The sequence below is a fragment of the Xanthobacter sp. 91 genome, assembly GCF_000702385.1.
In the GTDB taxonomy this organism is placed as follows: Bacteria; Pseudomonadota; Alphaproteobacteria; order Rhizobiales; family Xanthobacteraceae; genus Xanthobacter; species Xanthobacter aminoxidans.
On the sequence record NZ_JNIB01000001.1, the window covers coordinates 2,844,796 to 2,864,460 of the forward strand.

General features: G+C 66.6%; 18 protein-coding genes. 10 read left to right on the forward strand and 8 right to left on the reverse strand.

Features of this window, described 5'->3' with window-relative positions:
- The first annotated feature begins 349 nt into the window (after positions 1–349).
- Both A37E_RS0113445 and A37E_RS0113450 read left to right on the forward strand, forming a co-directional pair.
- Positions 350–601, forward strand: a complete 252-nt coding sequence (locus A37E_RS0113445; protein WP_029557065.1) for an AlpA family phage regulatory protein — start codon at positions 350–352, stop codon at positions 599–601.
- A gap of 343 nt (positions 602–944) precedes the next feature.
- A complete protein-coding gene (locus A37E_RS0113450) occupies positions 945–2,354 on the forward strand; it encodes a hypothetical protein (RefSeq protein ID WP_051679009.1) in 1,410 nt (469 codons plus the stop codon).
- Positions 2,355–2,458: 104 nt separating this feature from the next.
- Here A37E_RS0113450 and A37E_RS0113455 read toward each other — a convergent pair whose 3' ends face one another.
- The 6 genes from A37E_RS0113455 to A37E_RS0113485 form a co-directional block, all read right to left on the reverse strand.
- Positions 2,459–3,706: a tyrosine-type recombinase/integrase gene (locus tag A37E_RS0113455; protein WP_029557067.1), complete on the reverse strand. Its 1,248-nt coding sequence runs from the start codon at positions 3,704–3,706 to the stop codon at positions 2,459–2,461.
- A gap of 316 nt (positions 3,707–4,022) precedes the next feature.
- Positions 4,023–5,600, reverse strand: a complete 1,578-nt coding sequence (gene guaA / locus A37E_RS0113460) for a glutamine-hydrolyzing GMP synthase (protein WP_029557068.1) — start codon at positions 5,598–5,600, stop codon at positions 4,023–4,025.
- Between the two features lie 108 nt (positions 5,601–5,708).
- Positions 5,709–5,930 carry a hypothetical protein gene (locus tag A37E_RS0113465; RefSeq protein ID WP_029557069.1) on the reverse strand — a complete coding sequence of 74 codons (222 nt, stop codon included), beginning with the start codon at positions 5,928–5,930 and terminating at the stop codon, positions 5,709–5,711.
- Positions 5,931–6,640: 710 nt separating this feature from the next.
- Complete coding sequence (locus A37E_RS0113475; protein WP_029557070.1) at positions 6,641–7,942, reverse strand: RsmB/NOP family class I SAM-dependent RNA methyltransferase; 1,302 nt, start codon at positions 7,940–7,942, stop codon at positions 6,641–6,643.
- A gap of 22 nt (positions 7,943–7,964) precedes the next feature.
- The gene (locus A37E_RS0113480; RefSeq protein ID WP_029557071.1) at positions 7,965–8,627 is read right to left on the reverse strand and encodes a 5'-methylthioadenosine/S-adenosylhomocysteine nucleosidase; all 663 of its coding nucleotides are present in this window, start codon (positions 8,625–8,627) and stop codon (positions 7,965–7,967) included.
- 92 nt (positions 8,628–8,719) lie between these two features.
- Positions 8,720–9,079 (reverse strand): hypothetical protein, encoded by a 360-nt coding sequence (locus A37E_RS0113485; RefSeq protein ID WP_029557072.1) that lies wholly within the window; start codon positions 9,077–9,079, stop codon positions 8,720–8,722.
- A gap of 157 nt (positions 9,080–9,236) precedes the next feature.
- Here A37E_RS0113485 and A37E_RS0113490 point away from each other — a divergent pair, with 157 nt between their 5' ends.
- Complete coding sequence (locus A37E_RS0113490) at positions 9,237–9,746, forward strand: low affinity iron permease family protein (RefSeq protein WP_051679011.1); 510 nt, start codon at positions 9,237–9,239, stop codon at positions 9,744–9,746.
- 9 nt (positions 9,747–9,755) lie between these two features.
- Here A37E_RS0113490 and A37E_RS0113495 read toward each other — a convergent pair whose 3' ends face one another.
- On the reverse strand, positions 9,756–11,456 hold the full coding sequence (locus A37E_RS0113495; protein ID WP_051679012.1) for a tetratricopeptide repeat protein: 1,701 nt from the start codon (positions 11,454–11,456) through the stop codon (positions 9,756–9,758).
- Positions 11,457–11,612: 156 nt separating this feature from the next.
- Here A37E_RS0113495 and A37E_RS0113500 point away from each other — a divergent pair, with 156 nt between their 5' ends.
- A complete protein-coding gene (locus A37E_RS0113500) occupies positions 11,613–12,143 on the forward strand; it encodes a gamma carbonic anhydrase family protein (protein ID WP_024277444.1) in 531 nt (176 codons plus the stop codon).
- 111 nt (positions 12,144–12,254) lie between these two features.
- Here A37E_RS0113500 and A37E_RS0113505 read toward each other — a convergent pair whose 3' ends face one another.
- Complete coding sequence (locus A37E_RS0113505; RefSeq protein ID WP_029557075.1) at positions 12,255–12,938, reverse strand: transglutaminase-like cysteine peptidase; 684 nt, start codon at positions 12,936–12,938, stop codon at positions 12,255–12,257.
- Between the two features lie 232 nt (positions 12,939–13,170).
- Here A37E_RS0113505 and A37E_RS0113510 point away from each other — a divergent pair, with 232 nt between their 5' ends.
- The 6 genes from A37E_RS0113510 to ccoO all read left to right on the forward strand — a co-directional run bounded on the left by A37E_RS0113510 (position 13,171) and on the right by ccoO (position 19,662).
- Positions 13,171–13,842 (forward strand): TetR/AcrR family transcriptional regulator, encoded by a 672-nt coding sequence (locus A37E_RS0113510; protein ID WP_029557076.1) that lies wholly within the window; start codon positions 13,171–13,173, stop codon positions 13,840–13,842.
- Positions 13,839–14,816 (forward strand): HlyD family efflux transporter periplasmic adaptor subunit, encoded by a 978-nt coding sequence (locus A37E_RS0113515; RefSeq protein ID WP_029557077.1) that lies wholly within the window; start codon positions 13,839–13,841, stop codon positions 14,814–14,816. Before A37E_RS0113510 ends, A37E_RS0113515 begins: the two co-directional genes overlap by 4 nt.
- Complete coding sequence (locus A37E_RS0113520; RefSeq protein WP_029557078.1) at positions 14,813–15,790, forward strand: ABC transporter ATP-binding protein; 978 nt, start codon at positions 14,813–14,815, stop codon at positions 15,788–15,790. Before A37E_RS0113515 ends, A37E_RS0113520 begins: the two co-directional genes overlap by 4 nt.
- Positions 15,787–16,923 (forward strand): ABC transporter permease, encoded by a 1,137-nt coding sequence (locus tag A37E_RS0113525; RefSeq protein WP_029557079.1) that lies wholly within the window; start codon positions 15,787–15,789, stop codon positions 16,921–16,923. Before A37E_RS0113520 ends, A37E_RS0113525 begins: the two co-directional genes overlap by 4 nt.
- A 314-nt stretch (positions 16,924–17,237) precedes the next feature.
- Entirely contained in the window at positions 17,238–18,902 is a 1,665-nt protein-coding gene (gene ccoN, locus A37E_RS0113530; protein WP_029557080.1) for a cytochrome-c oxidase, cbb3-type subunit I, read from the forward strand.
- A gap of 10 nt (positions 18,903–18,912) precedes the next feature.
- Positions 18,913–19,662 (forward strand): cytochrome-c oxidase, cbb3-type subunit II, encoded by a 750-nt coding sequence (gene ccoO, locus A37E_RS0113535; RefSeq protein WP_029557081.1) that lies wholly within the window; start codon positions 18,913–18,915, stop codon positions 19,660–19,662.
- Positions 19,663–19,665: the final 3 nt, after the last annotated feature.

Sequence of the window (19,665 nt, forward strand, 5' to 3'; positions counted from 1 at the left end):
TTTCGAGAGGGGATGATCGAAGGCCGCAGGCACAGTGCGCTCAGGAAAGGATCCGCCGGGCTTTAGGGAAGAAGGCGTCTAGCGTCGCTCGCGATTGCCTTCCGATTCCCGCGCGATGGCCACCGTTTCCCGCACGCCAACGCCCGATGTCTTCAATGAGCGAGCGACATGCATCACCTTGGTCACAGTCATTCCACTGCGATCGAAGGCGATCGACATGAAACGCGAACAGACGTTTTCTCAAGAAGATCGGGCCTTGGCCTCCGACGCGGAGCAACCACCCGCCAACGAGCCTGTCCAGAGCACCTCCAGGCGGTTTCAGCCGCCCGCCAATCTACTCAAGCGCGCGATCCGCCGTCCGGAGCTCCGCAAGATCGTGCCGCTCGCCGATACGACGATCTACGAGATGGAACAGCGCGGCGAGTTTCCCAAGCGCTTCTTCCTGACGCCACGCTGCGTGGTGTGGGATTTGGCAGAGGTCGAGATCTGGCTCGACGAACGGCGTCGCGCATCGGAGACAGACGCCTTGCGCAGAGCACCGGCGCCGGATGTTCGTCAACGCCGCACCCGACCGGTCAAGCCCCCAATTCAGCTTGGCTGAACGGAACTACATTTTCCCGCCGGTCATTCGAAAGGAGTGGCCAGCCAGATCGAAGTTCAGCTGGCGCCAGAGTGGGCCTTGGTCGGCGCTTTGATAGCGGGCGTTTCGGCTTTGCAACTCAATCCCTGTCGTTCACTTTGACCGTCGATACTAAAAGTGGTCGTGAGTCCAGGTCATCGGCCTGGATGTCGCCAACCCGCGCCCCCGTAGCGTCATTGTGCTCAGTCCACCAGCCGGTGCGGACGGCCAGAAGAGGTAGTCCGATGAGTTTCCCGAAGACCGTCGGCAGTCTGTTCGTAAGAGTGCTTGGCCACTGCGCAGCGACCGACTACAGATTATTACCATGACGCCGTCCGAAATCGCTTTTCTCCGCAAGGCCCACCTGGAGTTCAAGAACCTGAAGCTGCCATCCAAGCGGCCGATGGACGATCGTGACCTGCACGACTTCCTCCACGGAGAGGGATTGGTCGAGGCGTCGATCAATCTCCGCCTGGAAGCCGCATCCGGATTCACGCGGGCCGGAATGCTTGCACTCTCGCAGCTCGCCGGTGACCTGCGGTCTCGAAGCGAACACGGAGCCCGGTCTGTCAGCCGACAGTCGCTAGCGAAGGCGCTCGCCCAACTCGCCATCGCCATATGGGCGGAACGACCCGCTGGCCCACTCGCCGACCGCGAGATCGCCGAGTTCGATGGAAGGATCAGTGCGTGGTTCGCCTCGCAGGATCTCGTTCGGACTCACTACATTCCATGCACCGTGAACGCGTGGCCGACCGAGGCATTCTCAATCGGACCCGTGCGCTTCTATCCTTTCAACGAGATCCCCGTCGAAGACTTGGGCCTCAAGAGAGAGGACGTCTGGCCGGTCGGCGAGGGTGCGATGTCCAGCCTTACGGAAATCCACATCGGCGGCCTCCTTAGGATCGCGGGGATGCGGAACGCGGGGACCATCGCTGAGGTCTCCATCCCTGGGCGGGAGAAAACCCAGTCCAACCTGACCGCGGACATCGCCGTCGACGTGGCGCTCGCGATCGTCCAACTCCTCACTCCGCCGGGGATGTTCAAGCGCGCATCGCGCGCCACGTCGCGGGCGGCGCCAGTCTGGTGGGCACGGCTCTCAACCACCGACGGCACCGTGTCGCCGGATACTCAGAATGACGAGCCCGGTCGCGCATTCGGTCCAGGTGCGCTGGAGATAGCACTGACGCAGTGTGCTCCCGCAGTGGAATCGATGGGCAGCCGCCTGCAAAGCTACGTCGACGGAAGTGGCGTCCGACCCGCACTCGACGAGACGTGGTGCAATGCCGCCTACTGGTATCATGAGGCGGTAGCGGAGCCGCTAGACACCGTAGCCATCGCCAAGTTCGAGACGACCATCGAGGTGCTCTTCCGCTCCGAGAACTCGAGCGGCAGCAAGAAGCGGTTGCTTCAGGGCCTGGAGGCGTTCTTCGGAAAGAAGAGGGACGACGACATCGGTGGCATCACGGCGGACCAGTTGGCGGCATCAATCGTCACGTCGCGCAGCCGCGTGCTGCACGGCACTTGGCCGACGCTACATACTGAACTTCCAGACGGTAAGGGTGGTGTCGAGGTCAACATCGCGACTGCGGAACAGCTAGCACGGTTCCTTCTCATAGCCTTCTCGGAAGCGGTCGACGTCTATGGGGCTGCTGGCGCAGGGGATGATACCGTGGAAGCTCTGCTCGCTTGGAGGCTTCAGCAGTCGGCGCCGCCAGTCGTCCCACGGTCACCTTAGCGATCCATCCGAAAGTTGCCAGTCCGCCACCGGTCCCATCCCGGACGTAACAGTCTAGCTGAGGAAATGCCCAAAAGTCCGGCGCTTCGAGTTTTGCCCGATTCTCAATCGCCGCCCATAAACACCATCGATGCCAGCAACAGCGTCGGCACGCGCTTCTGGCCGTTGACCCAGGCATCGATCATGTCGGCCCATTCCTGGAGCATGTGGCGGCGCTGCGGTTCGTACTCCGCTTTGTTGTAGACGCCGCGTGATGAGCGCCCGTCCTCGTGGGCGAGGCATTTCTCGATCCAGTCGCTGTTGAAGCCCATCTCGTTCAGGAGCGTCGAGCCGGTCCGGCGCAGATCGTGGACCGTGAACGGCTCCAGCAGCAGCCCCTCCTTCTTCGCCCGTGTCACAACAGCCGTGGTCACGCGATTGAAGGTCGCCCGCGACATGGGGGCGTCGGCGTCGTAGCGGGAGGGCAGCAGATAGCGCGAGTTACCGGCGCAGGTCTTGAGGGCGATCAGGATGTCGAGCGACTGTTGCGACAGGTAGACGTTGTGCGCCTTCGACCGCTTCATGCGCTCCTTCGGAATGGTCCAGACGGCGTTCTCAAAATCGACCTCGTCCCAGACTGCGTCCTGCAGTTCGCTCTTGCGCACCATGGTGAGCAGGATCAGGCGCAAGCCGAGACGGATGGTCGGCAGAGTCGGCACGTGCTCGATCTGCTGCAGCATGATCTTGATCTCGGACGGGGACAGCGCCCGGTCCTTCGGCTGGAAAGTCGCGATCGAGGCAGGACCGACCTCGTCGGCCGGGTTCGGTACCTTCTCGCCGTGCAGGATGGCGAAGGCGAAGATCTGTTTGACGATATCGCGGGCGTGGATGGCGGTCGCCGGGGCGCCACGCTCCTTCACCTTGGCACAGAGCTGGCGCAGATCGTCCGGCGTCACCTCGGTCAGCAGGCGGCTCTTCCAGGCGGGGAGAATGTCGCGATCGAGGATGGCCTTGCGCATCGAGCGGGTGCTTTCCGCCATCCGCGCTTCCTTGATCCATAAGGCGCTCACCGCACCGAAGCTGCGCTCCATGGCCTTGCGCCGTTTGTCGCGCTGTTTTTCGTGCGCGGGGGAAAGCCCCTCCGCCACCTGCTTGCGGGCCGCGATGCAGCGCTCGCGGGCTTCGGCAAGCGTGAGGCCGTCGGTGCCATAGCGGCCGATCGTCAGCGTCTCCCGGCGACCGTTCAAACGGTAGTCGTACCGGAAGGTGATTTGGCCTGTCGTGGCGACAGAAACGTACATACCGTCACGATCGGCCACCTTGTATAATTTATCTTTTGGTTTCAGCCTCTTGATGGCCATGTCGGTGAGCATGGGGACGGCCTCGTTGACGATCCAAAGCGCCTTTTCGAGCCCCAATTTTACCGTCAAATCCGATACCGTCAATCAACGTGAATAATCGTTATAAAACAGCGTACTAACTTTGATTTCCGCGGGCTGCTTCCATTTCTGGCCTGACGGTAGGGCAAAAATCCGGCTGACGGCGAAAAACGTATACCGTCGCGCGCACCGTCAGAGCCCATCGCTTCAAGGCGATAGGCTCCGATAGTGAACACTTGACTTTTTGTTTTATTTCAGCTAGTTATGATGATGTTGCGATTGTTCGCGAAACGCCGCGAACCACGTCAGATCATTCCCACTCGATGGTCCCCGGGGGCTTCGACGTCACGTCGTAGACCACGCGGTTGACGCCCTTCACCTCGTTGATGATGCGGGTGGCGGTGCGGCCGAGGAAGGTCATGTCGAAGGGGTAGAAATCGGCGGTCATGCCATCCACCGAGGTGACGGCGCGCAGGGCCAGGACGTGGTCGTACGTGCGGCCGTCGCCCATCACGCCCACGGTGCGCACGGGCAGGAGCACGGCGAAGGCCTGCCAGATCACGTCGTAGAGGCCGGCGTAACGGATTTCTTCGAGATAGATGGCGTCGGCCTTGCGCAGGATGTCGAGCTTCTCCTGCGTGACCGCGCCGGGGCAGCGGATGGCGAGGCCGGGGCCGGGGAAGGGGTGGCGGCCGACGAAGCTCTCCGGCAGGCCGAGCTCGCGGCCGAGCGCGCGCACCTCGTCCTTGAACAGGTCGCGCAGGGGCTCCACCAGCTTCATGTTCATGCGGTCGGGCAGCCCGCCCACATTGTGGTGGCTCTTGATGGTGACGGACGGGCCGCCGGCGAAGGAAACGCTTTCGATCACATCCGGATAGAGCGTGCCCTGGGCGAGGAAATCGGCGCCGCCCACCTTCTTGGCTTCGGCGTCGAACACGTCGATGAAGAGCCGGCCGATGGTCTTGCGCTTCACTTCCGGGTCTTCAACGCCCTCCAGTTCCTTCAGGAACAGGTCGGCGGCGTTCACATGGACGAGGGGGATGTTGTAGTGGCCGCGGAAGAGGGAGACCACCTCGTCCGCCTCGGCCTGGCGCATCAGGCCGTGGTCCACGAACACGCAGGTGAGCTGGTCGCCGATGGCCTCGTGGATCAGCACGGCCGCGACGGAGGAATCCACCCCACCGGAGAGGCCGCAGATGACCCGGCCCGTGCCCACCTGCTCGCGGATGCGGGCGATGGCGCGCTCGCGGAAGGCGCCCATGGTCCAGGTGCCTTCGAGGCCCGCCACCTTGCGCACGAAATTGGAGAGAAGGCGCGCGCCGTCCGGCGTATGCACGACCTCGGGATGGAACTGCACGCCGTAATAATTGCGCGACACGTCGGCGATGGCGGCGAAGGGGGCGTTCTCGGAGGTGGCCACCACCTCGAAGCCCTCGGGCAGGCGGGTCACGCGGTCGCCGTGGCTCATCCACACGGTGTGGCGCTCGCCGGGGCGCCAGACGCCGTCGAACAGGGGCACGGACTTCTGGACCGTCACCTCGGCACGGCCGAACTCGCGGTGGTGGCCCGCCTCCACCGCGCCGCCGAGCTGCGCCGCCATGCACTGCTCGCCGTAGCAGATGCCCAGAACCGGCACGCCCGCCGCGAACGCCGCATCCGGCGCCTTGGGGCTCTGCCCCTCGATCACCGAGGCCGGGCCGCCGGAGAGGATGATGGCCTTGGGCTTGAGGCGGGCAACGGCCTCCTCCGCCTTCTGGAACGGCACCACCTCGGAATAGACCCCGTCCTCGCGGACCCGGCGGGCGATGAGCTGCGTCACCTGGCTGCCGAAATCGATGATGAGGACGGTGTCCTGGGAGGTGGCGGGCGCGGCGGGCGCTGCATTCATTGGGGCAAGCCTTGGGCCAGAGGGCGAGTTTCGCACCTCCTTTAACCGCAAAGCGCCGATTCCAAAAGTCAAGCGCCGCGCAGGGCTCGTATGAGCGCGCGGCGCGGGTCAGATGCGCGTCCAGAACGGCTCGCAACCGGTGGGCGGGTTCACGGCGCCGGAATGCCGGCGCTTCAGCTCGGCACAGCCGAATGAACGGGCCTGTTCGGGGAGGCGGGAATTGATGGCGGTGCCGATCTCGTCATAGGGCTCGCCGGAGGCATAGACATAATAGGCCCAGTAGCCGCCGACGAGGACGACCACGAGGAGCAGCAGGCGGATGAGACCCATGGCCTGTCCTTTCAGCGCAGTGGCATACGCGCGGACAACGCCCCGCTTGCGCTGAAAGTTCACCCCGCCTTCGACTGTCTTGACGTTATACGGCGTATGGCTTATGCGTGAATTACAGAGGGATGGGCTGCAAGCGATGCCGGTTTCGATTTCGATCTCAGACGAAACATACCGTCGGCTACAGGCTGTTGCCGAGCCATTTGTCGACACCACGCCCGAAACTGTGATCGTCAAGCTACTTCTGGCTTGGGAAAGAGGCGGCACTGGCCCCTCCAGCGTAACCCATTCTAATGAAGCCGGAGCTTCCGCTCGTAGGAGGTTTGATCCCAGGAATCCGCCCAGCCTAACGCACACGAAGATGACAGCAGCAAGTACCCATAACCTGCCGATTCCAAACCCTACATGGAACGGTCTTATGGAGTTTGTCCTACGTCTGGCGTTAACGCGCTTAGGGGCACTTTCCGAACTCCGACGGATCGTAAACGTTAACCTGATCGAAGGAGCAAAGAGTGATGAAGGTTATCGCTACGTTCCGGGAGGTAATTTTTCGGTTCAAGGCCAAGATGCCAATGCGGCTTGGCGAGCTATCGTACAAGTCGCGGATCACCTACAGATCGGAGTTTCAGTCGAGTTTGAATGGAGAGCTAAGCCAGAAGCGCAGTATCCGGGCGTTGAGGGTCAAATGATCCTGGAATTCTAATGCCCCCGCCTCACCCCGCCCGCTTCATCACGCTCACGAAGAAGCCGTCCGTGCCGGTACGGCGCGGGGTCATCAGCAGGCCCTCGCGGCTGGCCAGTGCCGCTTCCGCCAGCGCGGGGCCGGAGGCGCCCAGCGCCAGAACGGCCTCGGTGGGGGCGACGGGGGAGAAATCCTCCCGCTTGTTGAGGAGGGCGCGCACCTGGGCGCCGTTCTCCTCGTCCAGAAGCGAGCAGGTGACGTAGGCCAGGCGGCCGCCGGGGCGGACATAATGGGCGGCCTGTTCCAGGATCTTGGCCTGTTCGGCGGTGCGCTGGGCCAGCGCGCCGGGGCGCACGCGCCATTTGGCGTCGGGGTTGCGCCGCCAGGTGCCGGTGCCGGTGCAGGGGGCGTCCACAAGGACGAGGTCCATCTTGCCTTCGAGGTCGTGCAGCACGTCCTCGGCGCCGCGCGGGCTCCGCACCTGCACATTGCGCACGCCGGCGCGGGCGAGGCGTTCGTGCATGGGCTTCAGGCGGCGGATGTCGCTGTCGTGGGCGTAGATCTGGCCCTTGTTGTCCATCAGCGCGGCGAATTCCAGCGTCTTGCCGCCGGCGCCGGCGCACAGGTCCAGCACCTGGCTTCCGGGGATGGGGCGGGCGAGGATGGCGGCGAGCTGGGAGCCCTCATCCTGCACTTCCACCTCGCCGCGCAGGAAGGCGGGCTCGGCGGAAACCGGCGGCGCCTTGCCCTCGGAATCAAGCCTGATGCGCAGGGCAAGGGGCGAGAAGCGGCAGGGCTCGGGGTGAAGGTGGGAGAGTTCCGCCTTCACCGCCTCGGGCTCGCCCTTCAGCGTGTTGATGCGCAAATCCAGCGGGGCGCGTGCGGCCAGCGCCGCGCCTTCCTCGATCACGCTCTCGCCGAACACATGCCGCAGCGAGGCGTGCAGCCACTGGGGATAGTCGCCGCGCACGAAGGGCGCCGCGCCCTCGAGGCTTGGGTCCGCGAGGCGGGCGCGCTCGGCCTCCGAGAGGGGGGCCGGGGCGAAGCGTCCGCCATCGGCGAGCGCCGCGATATCGTCCACCGAAAGGCCGCGCATGAGCGCCAGCATGCCGAGCACCAGGGCGCGCGGCTCCTCCGATCCCATCACATGGGCGGCGGAGGCGCGCCGGCGCAGGGTGTCGTAGAGGATGCCGGCGATGGCCGCGCGGTCGCCCGATCCGGCGAAGCGGTGGGAGAGGCCCCAGTCCTTCAGCGCATCGGCGGCGGGGCGGCGGCGCGCGGAGAGGTCGGCGAGGATCTCGATGGCGGCGGAAAGGCGGGCGGCAGGGGTCACGGTGGCTCTTCTGGTTGTCGGGTCAGGCCTGCTTCACGGCGGGGGCGAGCCCCTCCGCGGTCAGCTGGCGGGAGAAAAGGTCCAGGGCGCGGGCCAGTTTCTCGTCGATGATGTGGAGATATTCGGTCCAGTCGGCATAGCCGGTCAGCTCAGCCTTGCCGTCGCTGATGCCGCGCAGGCCGAGGAGGGGCACGCCGTGGCGGCGGGCGGCGCGCAGCACGGCGAAGGTTTCCATGTCCACCATGTCCTCGGCGATGGCATCATAGGCCGCGCCCGAGATGATGGCCCCGCCGGTGGAGAGGGAGGCTTCCGGCACGCCGGCGATGCGGTGGGGCAGCTCCACCACCACCGGCTCGTCGAGGAAGGGCGTCTTGCCGCGTTCGAAGCCGAGCGCCGAGGCATCCATGTCGCGATAGGCGACCCGGGCGACCTGATAGACTTCCGCGTGATCGAGCCGCCGCGAGCCGGCCGACCCCAGCGTCACCACCAGGTCCGGATGGCGGCCCTGATGGTGCAGGATGGCGAGCGCCCGCGCCGTCTCCACCGCCGCCTCCACCGGGCCGACGCCGGTGATGAGCGGGTCGATGCGGGCCTTCAGGTGCTCTCCGTATTCCTGGCTGGTCGCCATGACGAAGAGGACGTCATGGCCGCCGAAGGCGAGGACGTGGCGGGCGGGATCGGTCATCGCAAGTTCCAGTGCGAGCACCCGTGCGGGCGCCCCGGGCGCAAGGACGAGACTCCTCGGACGCCACGGCGCGCCTGTCAACCGCCCCGCTGTCAGATGGCGAGGAGGATGGCGAACGCAAACAGCACCCACATCAGGGTCAGCACGGCAAGGCTCGCAAGATCGAGGCTGACGCCGCCGATGCCGCGCTCGGCCCGCAGCTTGGGGGAGAGCATCTGGGGGAAGGCGGCGGCGAGGCGCAGCAGCACGAAGATCCAGGCCAGCACCACGAACGCCACGTCCGCCTTGCGGGTGAACAGGGCGAGGCAGGTCAGGGTGTAGAACAGCACGGCGGCAAGGCCGGCGCGCAGCCCGTCCGCCGTCACCTCGGTGGAGCGCACGGCGCGCAGCAGCACGGCGAGCACCAGGGCCACGTGGACGAAAAGCGGCAGCAGGATCATCTGAACGGTCATGGAAGCCTCCGGGCGGCGCGCGTGTCCATCAAGCGCCAGCGCAGCCATGAGCGGAACCGCCGGCGCGGCCGTTCGTTCCCTCGCTGCGTTCTTTCCATGACGAACGCATCCGGTGCGCGGCGTCCCGTTTTTGCACGGCCCCGCGGAGGCATCACACATGAGCAATCAGGACGACATCCGCGAACTGCGGCGCAAGGTCGAATCCGGCCGCGCCCCGCGCCCGTTCTTCACCCGCGTGTCGCAGGCCGTGTCGCGGTGGGCGGGCAAGCCCGTCACCTTCATCATCGCGGTGCTGGTTCTGGTGGTCTGGGGGCTCACCGGGCCGATCTTCGGCTTCAACGACACCTGGCAACTGGTCATCAACACCTCCACCAGCATCGTCACCTTCCTGATGGTGTTCCTGATCCAGAACAGCCAGAACCGCGACACGGCCGCGCTCCAGATCAAGCTGGACGAGCTGATCGCCCGCCTCGATGGCCCGCGCGAGAGCCTGCTCGACCTGGAAGACCTGGACGAGGAGGTGCTGGAGCGCCTCCGGCTGGAATATGCGCTGCTCGCCGACAAGGCGCGGGAGGAGGGAGACAGCCGGGGCCGGGTGCCCCTCTCCGAGGCGCCGGAGTGCGATCCGGGCCAGGGGAAGGCCGAAGGCGCGCCGGTCGCCGGCTGAGCTTTCTGTTCAGAGCGCCGCGACGGCAAACGCCTCGGGCGGCGCTCCGGCGCGCATCCGCGCCGCCATGGTCTCGTAGGCGCTCTCGATGTGGCGCGCATAAAGGTCCACGGCGAACAGCGGCGAGGCGGGCAGTCCCGCCTGGAGGCGGGCGCGCACCTCGGCAAGCGCCGCGGGATCGCGGGCGAGCGAAATGGCGAGCGCCTCGAACGCCGCAGGCGTGGTCGTCGCGAGATCACCCAGGCCCACCTGACGCATGAGGCAGTCCGCCACCCGCGAGGCGAAGGAGCGGCCGGTGCGGGTCACGATGGGCACCCCGCGCCGCAGCGCATCGCTGGCGGTGGTGTGGGCGGTGTAGGGGAAGGTGTCGAGGAAGAGGTCCGCATGGCCGATGCGGGCGAGATGCTCCTTCAGCGGCACGCGCGGCGCGAAGACGAGCCGCGACGGGTCGAGCCCGCGCCGCTCGGCTTCCCGGCGCAGATTGTCGTCTGTGCCGGCCCGCCCCTCCAGCAGCCAGAGCACCGATCCCGGCACGGCGGCGAGGATGCGGGCGAAGCTGGAGAAGGCTTCCGGATCAAGCTTCCAGGCAGCATTGAAGGAGACGAACACGAAGGCGTCTTCGGGCAGACCGCAGGCGGCGCGTCCCGGCGGCTCGGCGACGGGCAGGTCGGGATCGTTCGGCTGGTAGCAGTGCGGCAGCTGGACGATCTTTTCGCTGTAGAAGGGCGCATCCGCGAAGGGCAGCACCACCGGATCGGCGATCACGTAGTCGAAGAAGCTGGCTCCGCTGGTGCCGGGATAGCCCAGGAAGGCCACCTGCACCGGTGCCGGGCGATGGGCGAACAGGGCCATGCGCTCGCCCTGGGTGTGGCCCATGAGGTCGACGGCGATGTCGATGCCGAGCCCGGCCATCTGCCGGGCGATGTCCTCGGTGCTCGCCTTCTCCACATCGAGGAAGCGGTCCACCGCCCCCTTCACCCGCGCCCGCTCGGGCGAGCCGTCGTCCGGGCCGATGGAGACGGCGGTGATCTCGAACCGGCTGCGGTCGTGCCGGTCCAGCAGGCCGGCGATGAGGTGGGTGGTGGGATGGATGCGGAAGTCGGCCGAGACGTAGGCGACGCGGATCGGGCCCGTGGCGGCGCGCCGGGCGGAGTGATCGAAAACGAGCGGCCGCGCGGGCGTCTTCTCCGCCTCGACCCAGCGCCGTGCCCCGGCGAGATGCATCGCGGGGTCGTCCAGATAGAGCGTGAGGAAGGGAATGGAGGGCGCGCTCTGGCCGATGGCGCCGAGCCGCAGGTTTTCCAGAAGCCGCGCGTGGCCGCGCCAGTCGCAGGTGGCGCGGCGGGCGGGAAACAGCACGTTGGCGGCGAGCGGCAGGGTCGGGTCGCGTGCGAAGGCCTCGCCCATGGCGGCGACTTCCTCGGCCGTGCGCTTCAGCGCGCCGTAAGCGAGGGCGAGATTGTAATGGAGCTTGGGATCGTCCGGCCGCCGCGCCAGCGCCTTGCGATAGAGCTCGATGGCCTCCGCCTCGCGGCCCTGCCGGGCGCGGCAGATGCCGAGCAGCTGGATGACGTCGGCATGGTCCGGGACGGACTTCAGGATCTTGCGATAGGCCCGCGCCGCGTCCTCATACTGCTCGCGCAACTGGAGCTGGTAGCCGTCATAGAGCAGCTTCGCGAGGGGCGGGGGGAGCGGAGGGGGCTGGGACATGGTCTCGGTCGGCTGGGCTCTGCAAGTCGGCTGGGCGCGGCCAGCGCGAAGGGGAGGCGTTGGGCGCCTCTAGCATGCGGGCGCCGATGGCGATAGGCAGGGGCTGGCGCGCCCGGCCGCCACGCCGGCCACCGACCGATCTTCTGGAGGAACCCCATGCCGCTTTATGCCCTCGACGGCATCGCCCCGGAGCTGCCCGCCTCCGGCAATTTCTGGATCGCCCCCACCGCCGTCCTCATCGGCCGGGTGATCGTGAAGGAGGGCGCGAGCATCTGGTTCGGCGCGGTGCTGCGCGGCGACAATGAGCCCATCGTCGTTGGCGAGGGCACGAACATCCAGGAGAACTGCGTTCTCCACACCGACCCCGGCTATCCCATGACGCTCGGCCCCAAGGCCACCATTGGCCATAATGTGACGCTGCATGGCTGCACGGTGGGGGAGGGGGCGCTGGTGGGCATGGGCGCGACCGTGCTCAACGGCGCGGTCATCGGCGATCACTGCCTCGTCGGCTCCATGGCGCTGGTCACCGAGGGCAAGACCTTCGAGCCCTATTCGCTCATTGTCGGCGCTCCGGCCAAGGTCGCCCGCACGCTGGATGAGGCGGCGGCCGAGCGGCTGATCGCGACGGCGGCCGGCTACCAGCACCGCTGGCCCCAGTATGCGGCCGGCCTCAAGCGCATCGACTGAGGGTCCGCCGTATTTCAATGCAAAACGGGCCGGAACCGCGGCGTCGGTTCCGGCCCGTTTTCGTCTCGCTGAGGCAGAAGCCGGCGAGGCGACCCTTTGAAGGTCAGGCTGTCAGCGGCCGGTGCCCACCACCGGCGGCACCCGGGTTTCGCCGAGGGACACCCACTGGGAGGGATCTTCCTTCGACTGACGCTTGACGAAGCGATAGCCGGTGTCGGTCCAGGTGTGGATCTCGGCTTCCTGATTGTCGAGGATGAGGTCGCCCTTGTCGGTGACGACGGTGAGCACGGCATGGCCGTCGCCCTCGTGGTCGCGCACCACCGTGATGAGCAGAACAGAAGTCGGCCAGCCGGCGTTGATGAGGCGGCGGCGCTTTTCGAGCACATAGTCCTCGCAATCGCCGCGACCGTCGTCGGGATAGGCCCAGCGCTCGGTCTCGCCGTAATGGTCGAGGTCGGTTTCGGGCTGGACCACCTCGTTGACGGTGCGGTTGACGCGCTCAAGCTCGGCCTTGTGCTCGGCATCGAGCCGGATCGCGGGCATGAGGGGACCGGCGGCGCGGCAGTCGGTGCCGTTCTCCGCGCAGAAACGGACATAGCCCGACGGGGCGGAGGTGTAGCGCCCATCCGCGAGGTGGCGCGGCGCGAAGGCGGCGGCGAGGTTTGCGAGACGGAGCTGCCCGCGGGCGTCCTGCGCGCGATTTTCCTGCGCGGCGGCGGGGACGCTTGCGCCCAGAAGCGCGACCCATGCGGCCAGCGCCAGAGGAAGGCTGAGGAGCGAAACGCGCTTCGACATTGCCGGGGGTCCGAGCGGAGTTAACAAAAAGATAATGCCTCAAGCCGCCGGGCTTGGCTCCGTCAACCTTCTGTTAACCTTAACGGCCCGGTTTCAAAATACCTCCCGATTTTGCGATCCTTTTGGGCTGTTGCGCCGCCGCCACCCCGGCACGCGCGACGCGACACTGTCGCGCTTGGCGGGTCCCTCGACCGATGCTAATGACTGACGCGTCAGTCATAGCGAGGCGCCCATGGCGCGAAGCCCTTCGGACCCACGCGAGACCGCGCCCGAGCCACAGGCCCGGCGGCGCCGCGCGCCGGTCATGGACAAGGGCGAGCGGCGCCGCTCCATCCTCGATGCGGCGCTGGCGGAGTTCGCGGCCCACGGCTTCGCCGGCACGCGGCTGGATGACGTGGCGCGCCGGGCAGGCGTCGCCAAAGGCACGCTCTATCTCTACTTCTCCGACAAGGAGGCGCTGTTCCGCGGGCTGGTGCAGGAGACTCTGACGCCGGTCCTCGCCGATGCCGGCGGCATGGTGGCGCTGTTTCCGGGGACGACCCGCGAGCTTCTGGACCTGCTCATCGAGCTGCTGGCCCAGCGGGTGCTGGAAACGCCGGCGCAGGCGCTGGTGCGCCTGATGATCGCTGAAGGGCCGCGCTTTCCGGAGCTGGCCGCCTATTATCACCGGGAAGTGGTTGTGCGCGGCCTCGCGCTCATTCGCGCCATCGTCGCGCGGGGCATCGCCCGCGGTGAGATCGACAGCGACATTCCCGCCCGCTTCCCCCAGCTCGTCATCGCCCCCGCCATCGTCGCGGTGGTGTGGAACAGCATGTTCGGCGCGTTCGACCCGCTCGACGTGCGCCAGTTCCTCGCCGCCCATCGCGACATGATCCTGCGTGGCCTTGGATGGAGAGAGACGTGACACGCGCTCCCGCATTGTGCGCCATGCTCGCACGTACCCTCGCTCTCGCCGCCGCGCTCGGCCTTGCTGGCTGCAACGGCGACGGGGCAGGGGGCTTCTCCGGCTATGTGGAAGGGGATCTGGTGTTCATCGGTCCCACCGAGGCCGGGCGCGTCACCGCGCTCCTGGTGGAGGAGGGGACGCAGGTGAAGGCCGGGCAGGTGCTGGCGAAGGTGGAGGACGATCTCCAGACCGCCGACCGGGACGCGGCCGCCGCCCAGCTCAAGGAGGCCGAGGCCCGCCTCGCCAACGCCCGCTCGCCGCTCCAGCGGCCGGAGGAGGTGGCGGTGCTGGAAGCGTCCGAGCGGCGCGCCGCCGCGGCCCTCGACCTCTCCCGCATCGATCTGGATCGCCAGAAGACGCTGGTGCCCAAGGGCGCCTCCTCCCAGGCGAACCTCGATTCCGCCCAGCACCTGTATGACCAGAACCAGGCCGCCCTCGACGAGGCGCAGCGCCGCATCGCGGCCGCCCGCATCGCCGCGCGCACCCAGGACATCGAGGCGGCCGAGCAGGCCACCCAGACGGCGAAGGCGAACCTCGCGGCGGCCCAGATCCGGCTTGACCGTCGCAGCGTGAAGGCTCCGGCGGACGGCCCGGTGCAGACCGTCTATTACCGGCCGGGCGAGATGGTGCCGGAGGGCCGGCCCATCGTCTCCGTGCTGCCGCCGGGGCTGGTGAAGGTGCGCTTCTTCGTGCCCGAGGCGCAATTGCCGAAGGTCAAGGCCGGTGCCCCGGTCACCGTCACCTGCGACGGCTGCGCGCCGTTCACCGCAAAGGTGTCCTTCATCGCGGCGCAGGCTGAATATACCCCGCCGGTGATCTACAGCCGCGAGGAGCGCTCCAAGCTCGTCTACATGGTGGAAGCGCGGCCCGACGATCCCGCCAAAGCGAAGCCCGGCCAGCCGGTGAACGTGACGCTCGGAGCCGCGCCGTGAGCACGGCGGCGGCGCCGGTGCTCGATCCGGATGTGGTGATCGAGGTGGAGGGCCTCTCCAAGAGCTTCGGCGGGCATCGTGTGGTGGACAATCTCACCATGCGGGTGCGGCGCGGGCAGATCTACGGCTTCCTCGGCCCCAACGGCTCCGGCAAGACCACCACCATCCGCATGCTGTGCGGGCTGCTGACGCCGGACGCGGGGCGGGGCACCTGCCTCGGCATGGACATCCTCACCGAGTCCCGCACCATCCGCGAGCACGTGGGCTACATGACCCAGCGCTTCTCGCTCTATCAGGACCTCTCGGTGCGGGAGAATCTGGAGTTCGTCGCCCGCCTCTATGGCGTGCCGCAGCCCGAGGCGGCGGCGAGCGCGGCCTTGCAGCGGCTGGGGCTTGAGGGGCGTGGCAAGCAGCTTGCCGGCGCGCTCTCCGGCGGATGGAAGCAGCGCCTCGCGCTCGGCGCCTGCATCCTGCCCGGTCCGGACCTTCTCCTCTTGGACGAGCCCACGGCCGGCGTCGATCCCCAGGCGCGGCGCGAGTTCTGGGAGCAGATCCACGACCTTGCGGCCGAAGGGCTGACCGTCCTCGTCTCCACCCACTACATGGATGAGGCGGAGCGCTGCCACGAGATTGCGTACATCGCCTATGGCAAGCTCCTCGCCCAGGGCACGGTGCAGAGCGTCATCGCTGCCGCCGGCCTCACCACCGTGACGGTGGAGGTGAAGGGCGAGGCGGGGCAGGAGGCCGGGCGCATCGCCCGTGACCTCGCCCGCGACCTGTCCCAGCGTGCGGGGGTGGACATGGTGGCGCCCTTCGGCACGGCCCTGCACATCTCCGGCCGTGACGGCGCGGCGCTGGAGGCGGCCCTCGCGCCCTTCCGCGCGGACGAGCGCCTCGCGTTCCGAGCCGATGCGCCGACGCTGGAGGACGTGTTCATCGACCTGATGCGCCGCTCCAAGGACGAGCTGCGATGAGCGCCCGCGCCGCGCGGGGCGGCTTCCTGACGCGCGTCGGCGCCATGATCGTGAAGGAGTTCATCCAGCTCCGCCGCGACCGGGTGACGTTCGCGACGATGATCATGATCCCGCTGCTGCAGCTGATCCTGTTCGGCTATGCCATCAACACCACGCCGCGCAACCTGCCCACGGCGGTCTTCACCCACGAGAACAACGAGGTGAGCCGCGCCATCCTCGCAGCCCTGCGCAACACCGCCTTCTTCGCCTTCGTGCGCGAGGTGAAGAGCGCGGAGGATGCCGAGCACATGATCCGCTCGGGCGAGGTGCTGTTCTTCGTGGAGATCCCGGCCGGGTTCGAGCGGTCGCTGCGTCGGGGGGAGACGCCCCAGCTTCTCGTGGCGGCGGACGCCACCGATCCCGTCGGCTCGGCGAACGCGCTGGCCGCGCTTGCCGGCGTCGTCAATTCGGCCCTCGTGCGCGAGCGATTCGTGGATGCGCCGGGCAGCGCGGCGTTCGAGATTGTGCAACACCGGCGCTACAACCCCGCCGGCACCAGCCAGCTCAACATTGTGCCGGGCCTGCTCGGCACCATCCTCACCATGACCATGCTGATCTTCACCGCCCTGTCGGTGACGCGCGAGATCGAGCGCGGGACCATGGAGAGCCTGCTCTCCATGCCCATCCACCCGGTGGAGATCATGCTGGGCAAGATCACGCCCTACGTGCTGGTGGGCATCCTGCAGGCCCTCCTCATCATGGGCGCGGGGATGATTCTCTTCGGCGTGCCGCTGGAGGGCAGCGCGATCCTGCTGGCAGTGGCGACGCTGCTGTTCATCATCGTCAACCTGTCCATCGGCTACACCTTCTCCACCCTGGCGCAGAACCAGCTCCAGGCGGTGCAGATGTCGTTCATGTTCTTCCTGCCCTCCATCCTGCTGTCGGGCTTCATGTTTCCGTTCTCGGGCATGCCGCTCTGGGCGCAATGGATCGGCGAGGGGCTGCCGCTTACCCATTATCTCAGGATGGTGCGCGGCATCCTTCTGAAAGGGTCCGGCTTCTCCGACCTGACCACCGATGCGGGCGCGCTGGTGGTGCTGATGCTGGTCGCAATGGCCATAGCCGTGGCGAGATTCCGGCAAACTCTGGACTAAAAGCCGTGCGGCATGTGGCCGCGAAGTTTTGGCGCTTGCCGGAAATCGGGCTGTGGAAAATAGTGGCCCTTCTGGTGGAGCCTGGAGGCGTTCCAGGCTCGCGCGTCCAGCGTTTGCACGATGGCTATGCGACCTGATGTCCGCTGCACTGCGGCAATAGGCTTGCCGACTTGCGACGGCCCGCCACAGCGCACATCCGTATTTCGACGGGCATAGCCTTTGACCTGCGTCAAGGTGAAAAACGGTCCTAGGGCGTTGTTCTGCGTCCTAGTCCCCCGGGTGTAGTTCTGCGCTCCGGCGTGAAGGGTCCACAGATGACAACATTGCAAGCTCCAATCCAGCCCCCGGCGAAGTCGTTGAGGTGGGGTGAGGGCGCTCTCATCGGGGTGTTCTCCCTCTTCGCCCTTTTCTCGATCGTCGTGGCGGCGAAGGCCTACACGCCGGAATTTGCGTTCCATGCCTACCTGTTCGCCGCGGCGAGCATCGCGGCGGTGTTCGCCATCGGCAACCGCTACATGAACCGCCCGGCCGGTCCGGTGCCGCAGTTCATCGACGGCAAGCCCAACTACAACATGGGCGTGGTGAAGTTCGCGACCATCGCCGCCGTGGTATGGGGCATCGCCGGCTTCCTGGTGGGTGTCATCGCCGCGCTGCAGCTGGCCTTCCCGCTGTTCAACTTCGATCTGCCCTGGATTTCATTCGGCCGGTTGCGGCCGCTGCACACCTCGGCGGTGATCTTCGCCTTCGGCGGCAACGTGCTCCTCGCCACGTCCTTCTACGTGGTGCAGCGGACCTCGCGCGCCCGCCTCGCCGGCGACCTCGCCCCGTGGTTCGTGATCCTCGGCTACAACTTCTTCATCGTCATTGCCGGTACGGGCTATCTGCTCGGCATCACCCAGGGCAAGGAATACGCCGAGCCCGAGTGGTATTCCGACCTGTGGCTCACCGTGGTCTGGGTCACCTACCTGCTGGTGTTCCTGGTGACGCTGCTGAAGCGCAACGAGCCGCACATCTATGTGGCCAACTGGTTCTACCTTGCCTTCATCATCACCATCGCGGTCCTGCATCTCGGCAACAACGCCACCATCCCGGTGTCGGTCTTCTCGCCGAAGTCCTACATCCTGTGGTCCGGCGTGCAGGACGCCATGTTCCAGTGGTGGTACGGCCACAACGCGGTGGGCTTCTTCCTGACCGCCGGCTTCCTCGCCCTGATGTACTACTTCATCCCGAAGCGCGCCGAGCGGCCGGTCTATTCCTACCGCCTGTCCATCGTGCACTTCTGGGCGCTGATCTTCATCTACATCTGGGCCGGCCCGCACCACCTGCACTACACGGCGCTGCCGGACTGGGCGCAGACGCTGGGCATGACCTTCTCGGTGATCCTGTGGATGCCCTCCTGGGGCGGCATGATCAACGGCCTCATGACGCTCTCCGGCGCCTGGGACAAGCTGCGCACCGATCCCGTCATCCGCATGATGGTGGTGGCCGTCGCCTTCTACGGCATGTCCACCTTCGAAGGTCCGATGATGTCGGTGAAGGCGGTGAACTCGCTCAGCCACTACACCGAATGGACCATCGGCCACGTGCACTCCGGCGCGCTGGGCTGGGTGGCCTACATCTCCTTCGGCGCCATCTACTGCCTGGTGCCCTGGCTCTGGAACAAGCGCGAAATGTATTCGGTCAAGGCCATCAACTGGCACTTCTGGGTCTCGACCCTGGGCATCGTGCTCTACATCTCCTCGATGTGGGTCGCGGGCATCCTGCAGGGCCTCATGTGGCGCGCCTACACGCAGCTGGGCTTCCTCGAATACTCGTTCATCGAGACGGTCGAGGCGATGCATCCGCTCTACGTGATCCGTGCCCTGGGCGGCATCCTCTTCCTCACGGGCGCTCTCATCATGGCCTGGAACATCTGGAAGACCATCACCACGCCCCAGACCGCAGCCGAGCGCGAGCTCGCCCTGCAGGCGGCCGAGTGAGGAGGCGAGCATGGCAACCCAAGGCACCTCCATCTGGTCCAAGCACCAGATCTTCGAGAAGCACTCCTACTGGCTGATGCTGGGCATCCTGGTGATGATCTCCATCGGCGGCCTCGTCGAGATCGCGCCGCTCTTCTACCTGAAGAGCACCATCGAGAAGGTGGAGGGCATGCGTCCCTACACCCCGCTCGAGCTGGCCGGTCGCAACATCTACGTCCGCGAGGGCTGCTACAACTGCCACTCGCAGATGATCCGCCCGCTGCGCGACGAGGTGGAGCGCTACGGCCACTACTCGCTGGCGGCCGAGAGCATGTACGACCGCCCGTTCCAGTGGGGCTCCAAGCGCACCGGTCCCGACCTTGCCCGCGTCGGCGGCAAGTATTCGGACCTGTGGCAGGTGGAGCATCTGAACAACCCGCGCTCCGTGGTGCCGGCCTCCATCATGCCGAGCTACCCCTGGCTGGCGAAGACCAAGCTCAACGCCAAGCACATCGGCGAGGAAATGCGGGTCCAGCAGGTCCTCGGCGTGCCCTACACCGACGAGATGATCGCCAAGGCGCAGGATGACCTGAAGACCCAGGCGACCACCGACGCGGCCGACTCCGACGGCCTGCAGAAGCGCTATCCCAAGGCGCAGGGCCGCGACTACGACGGCAATCCCGGCGAACTCACCGAGGCCGACGCGCTCATCGCCTATCTGCAGATGCTGGGCACGCTCGTCGACTTCAAGCTCTACGACAACCAGGCGAATGTGAGGTGATCG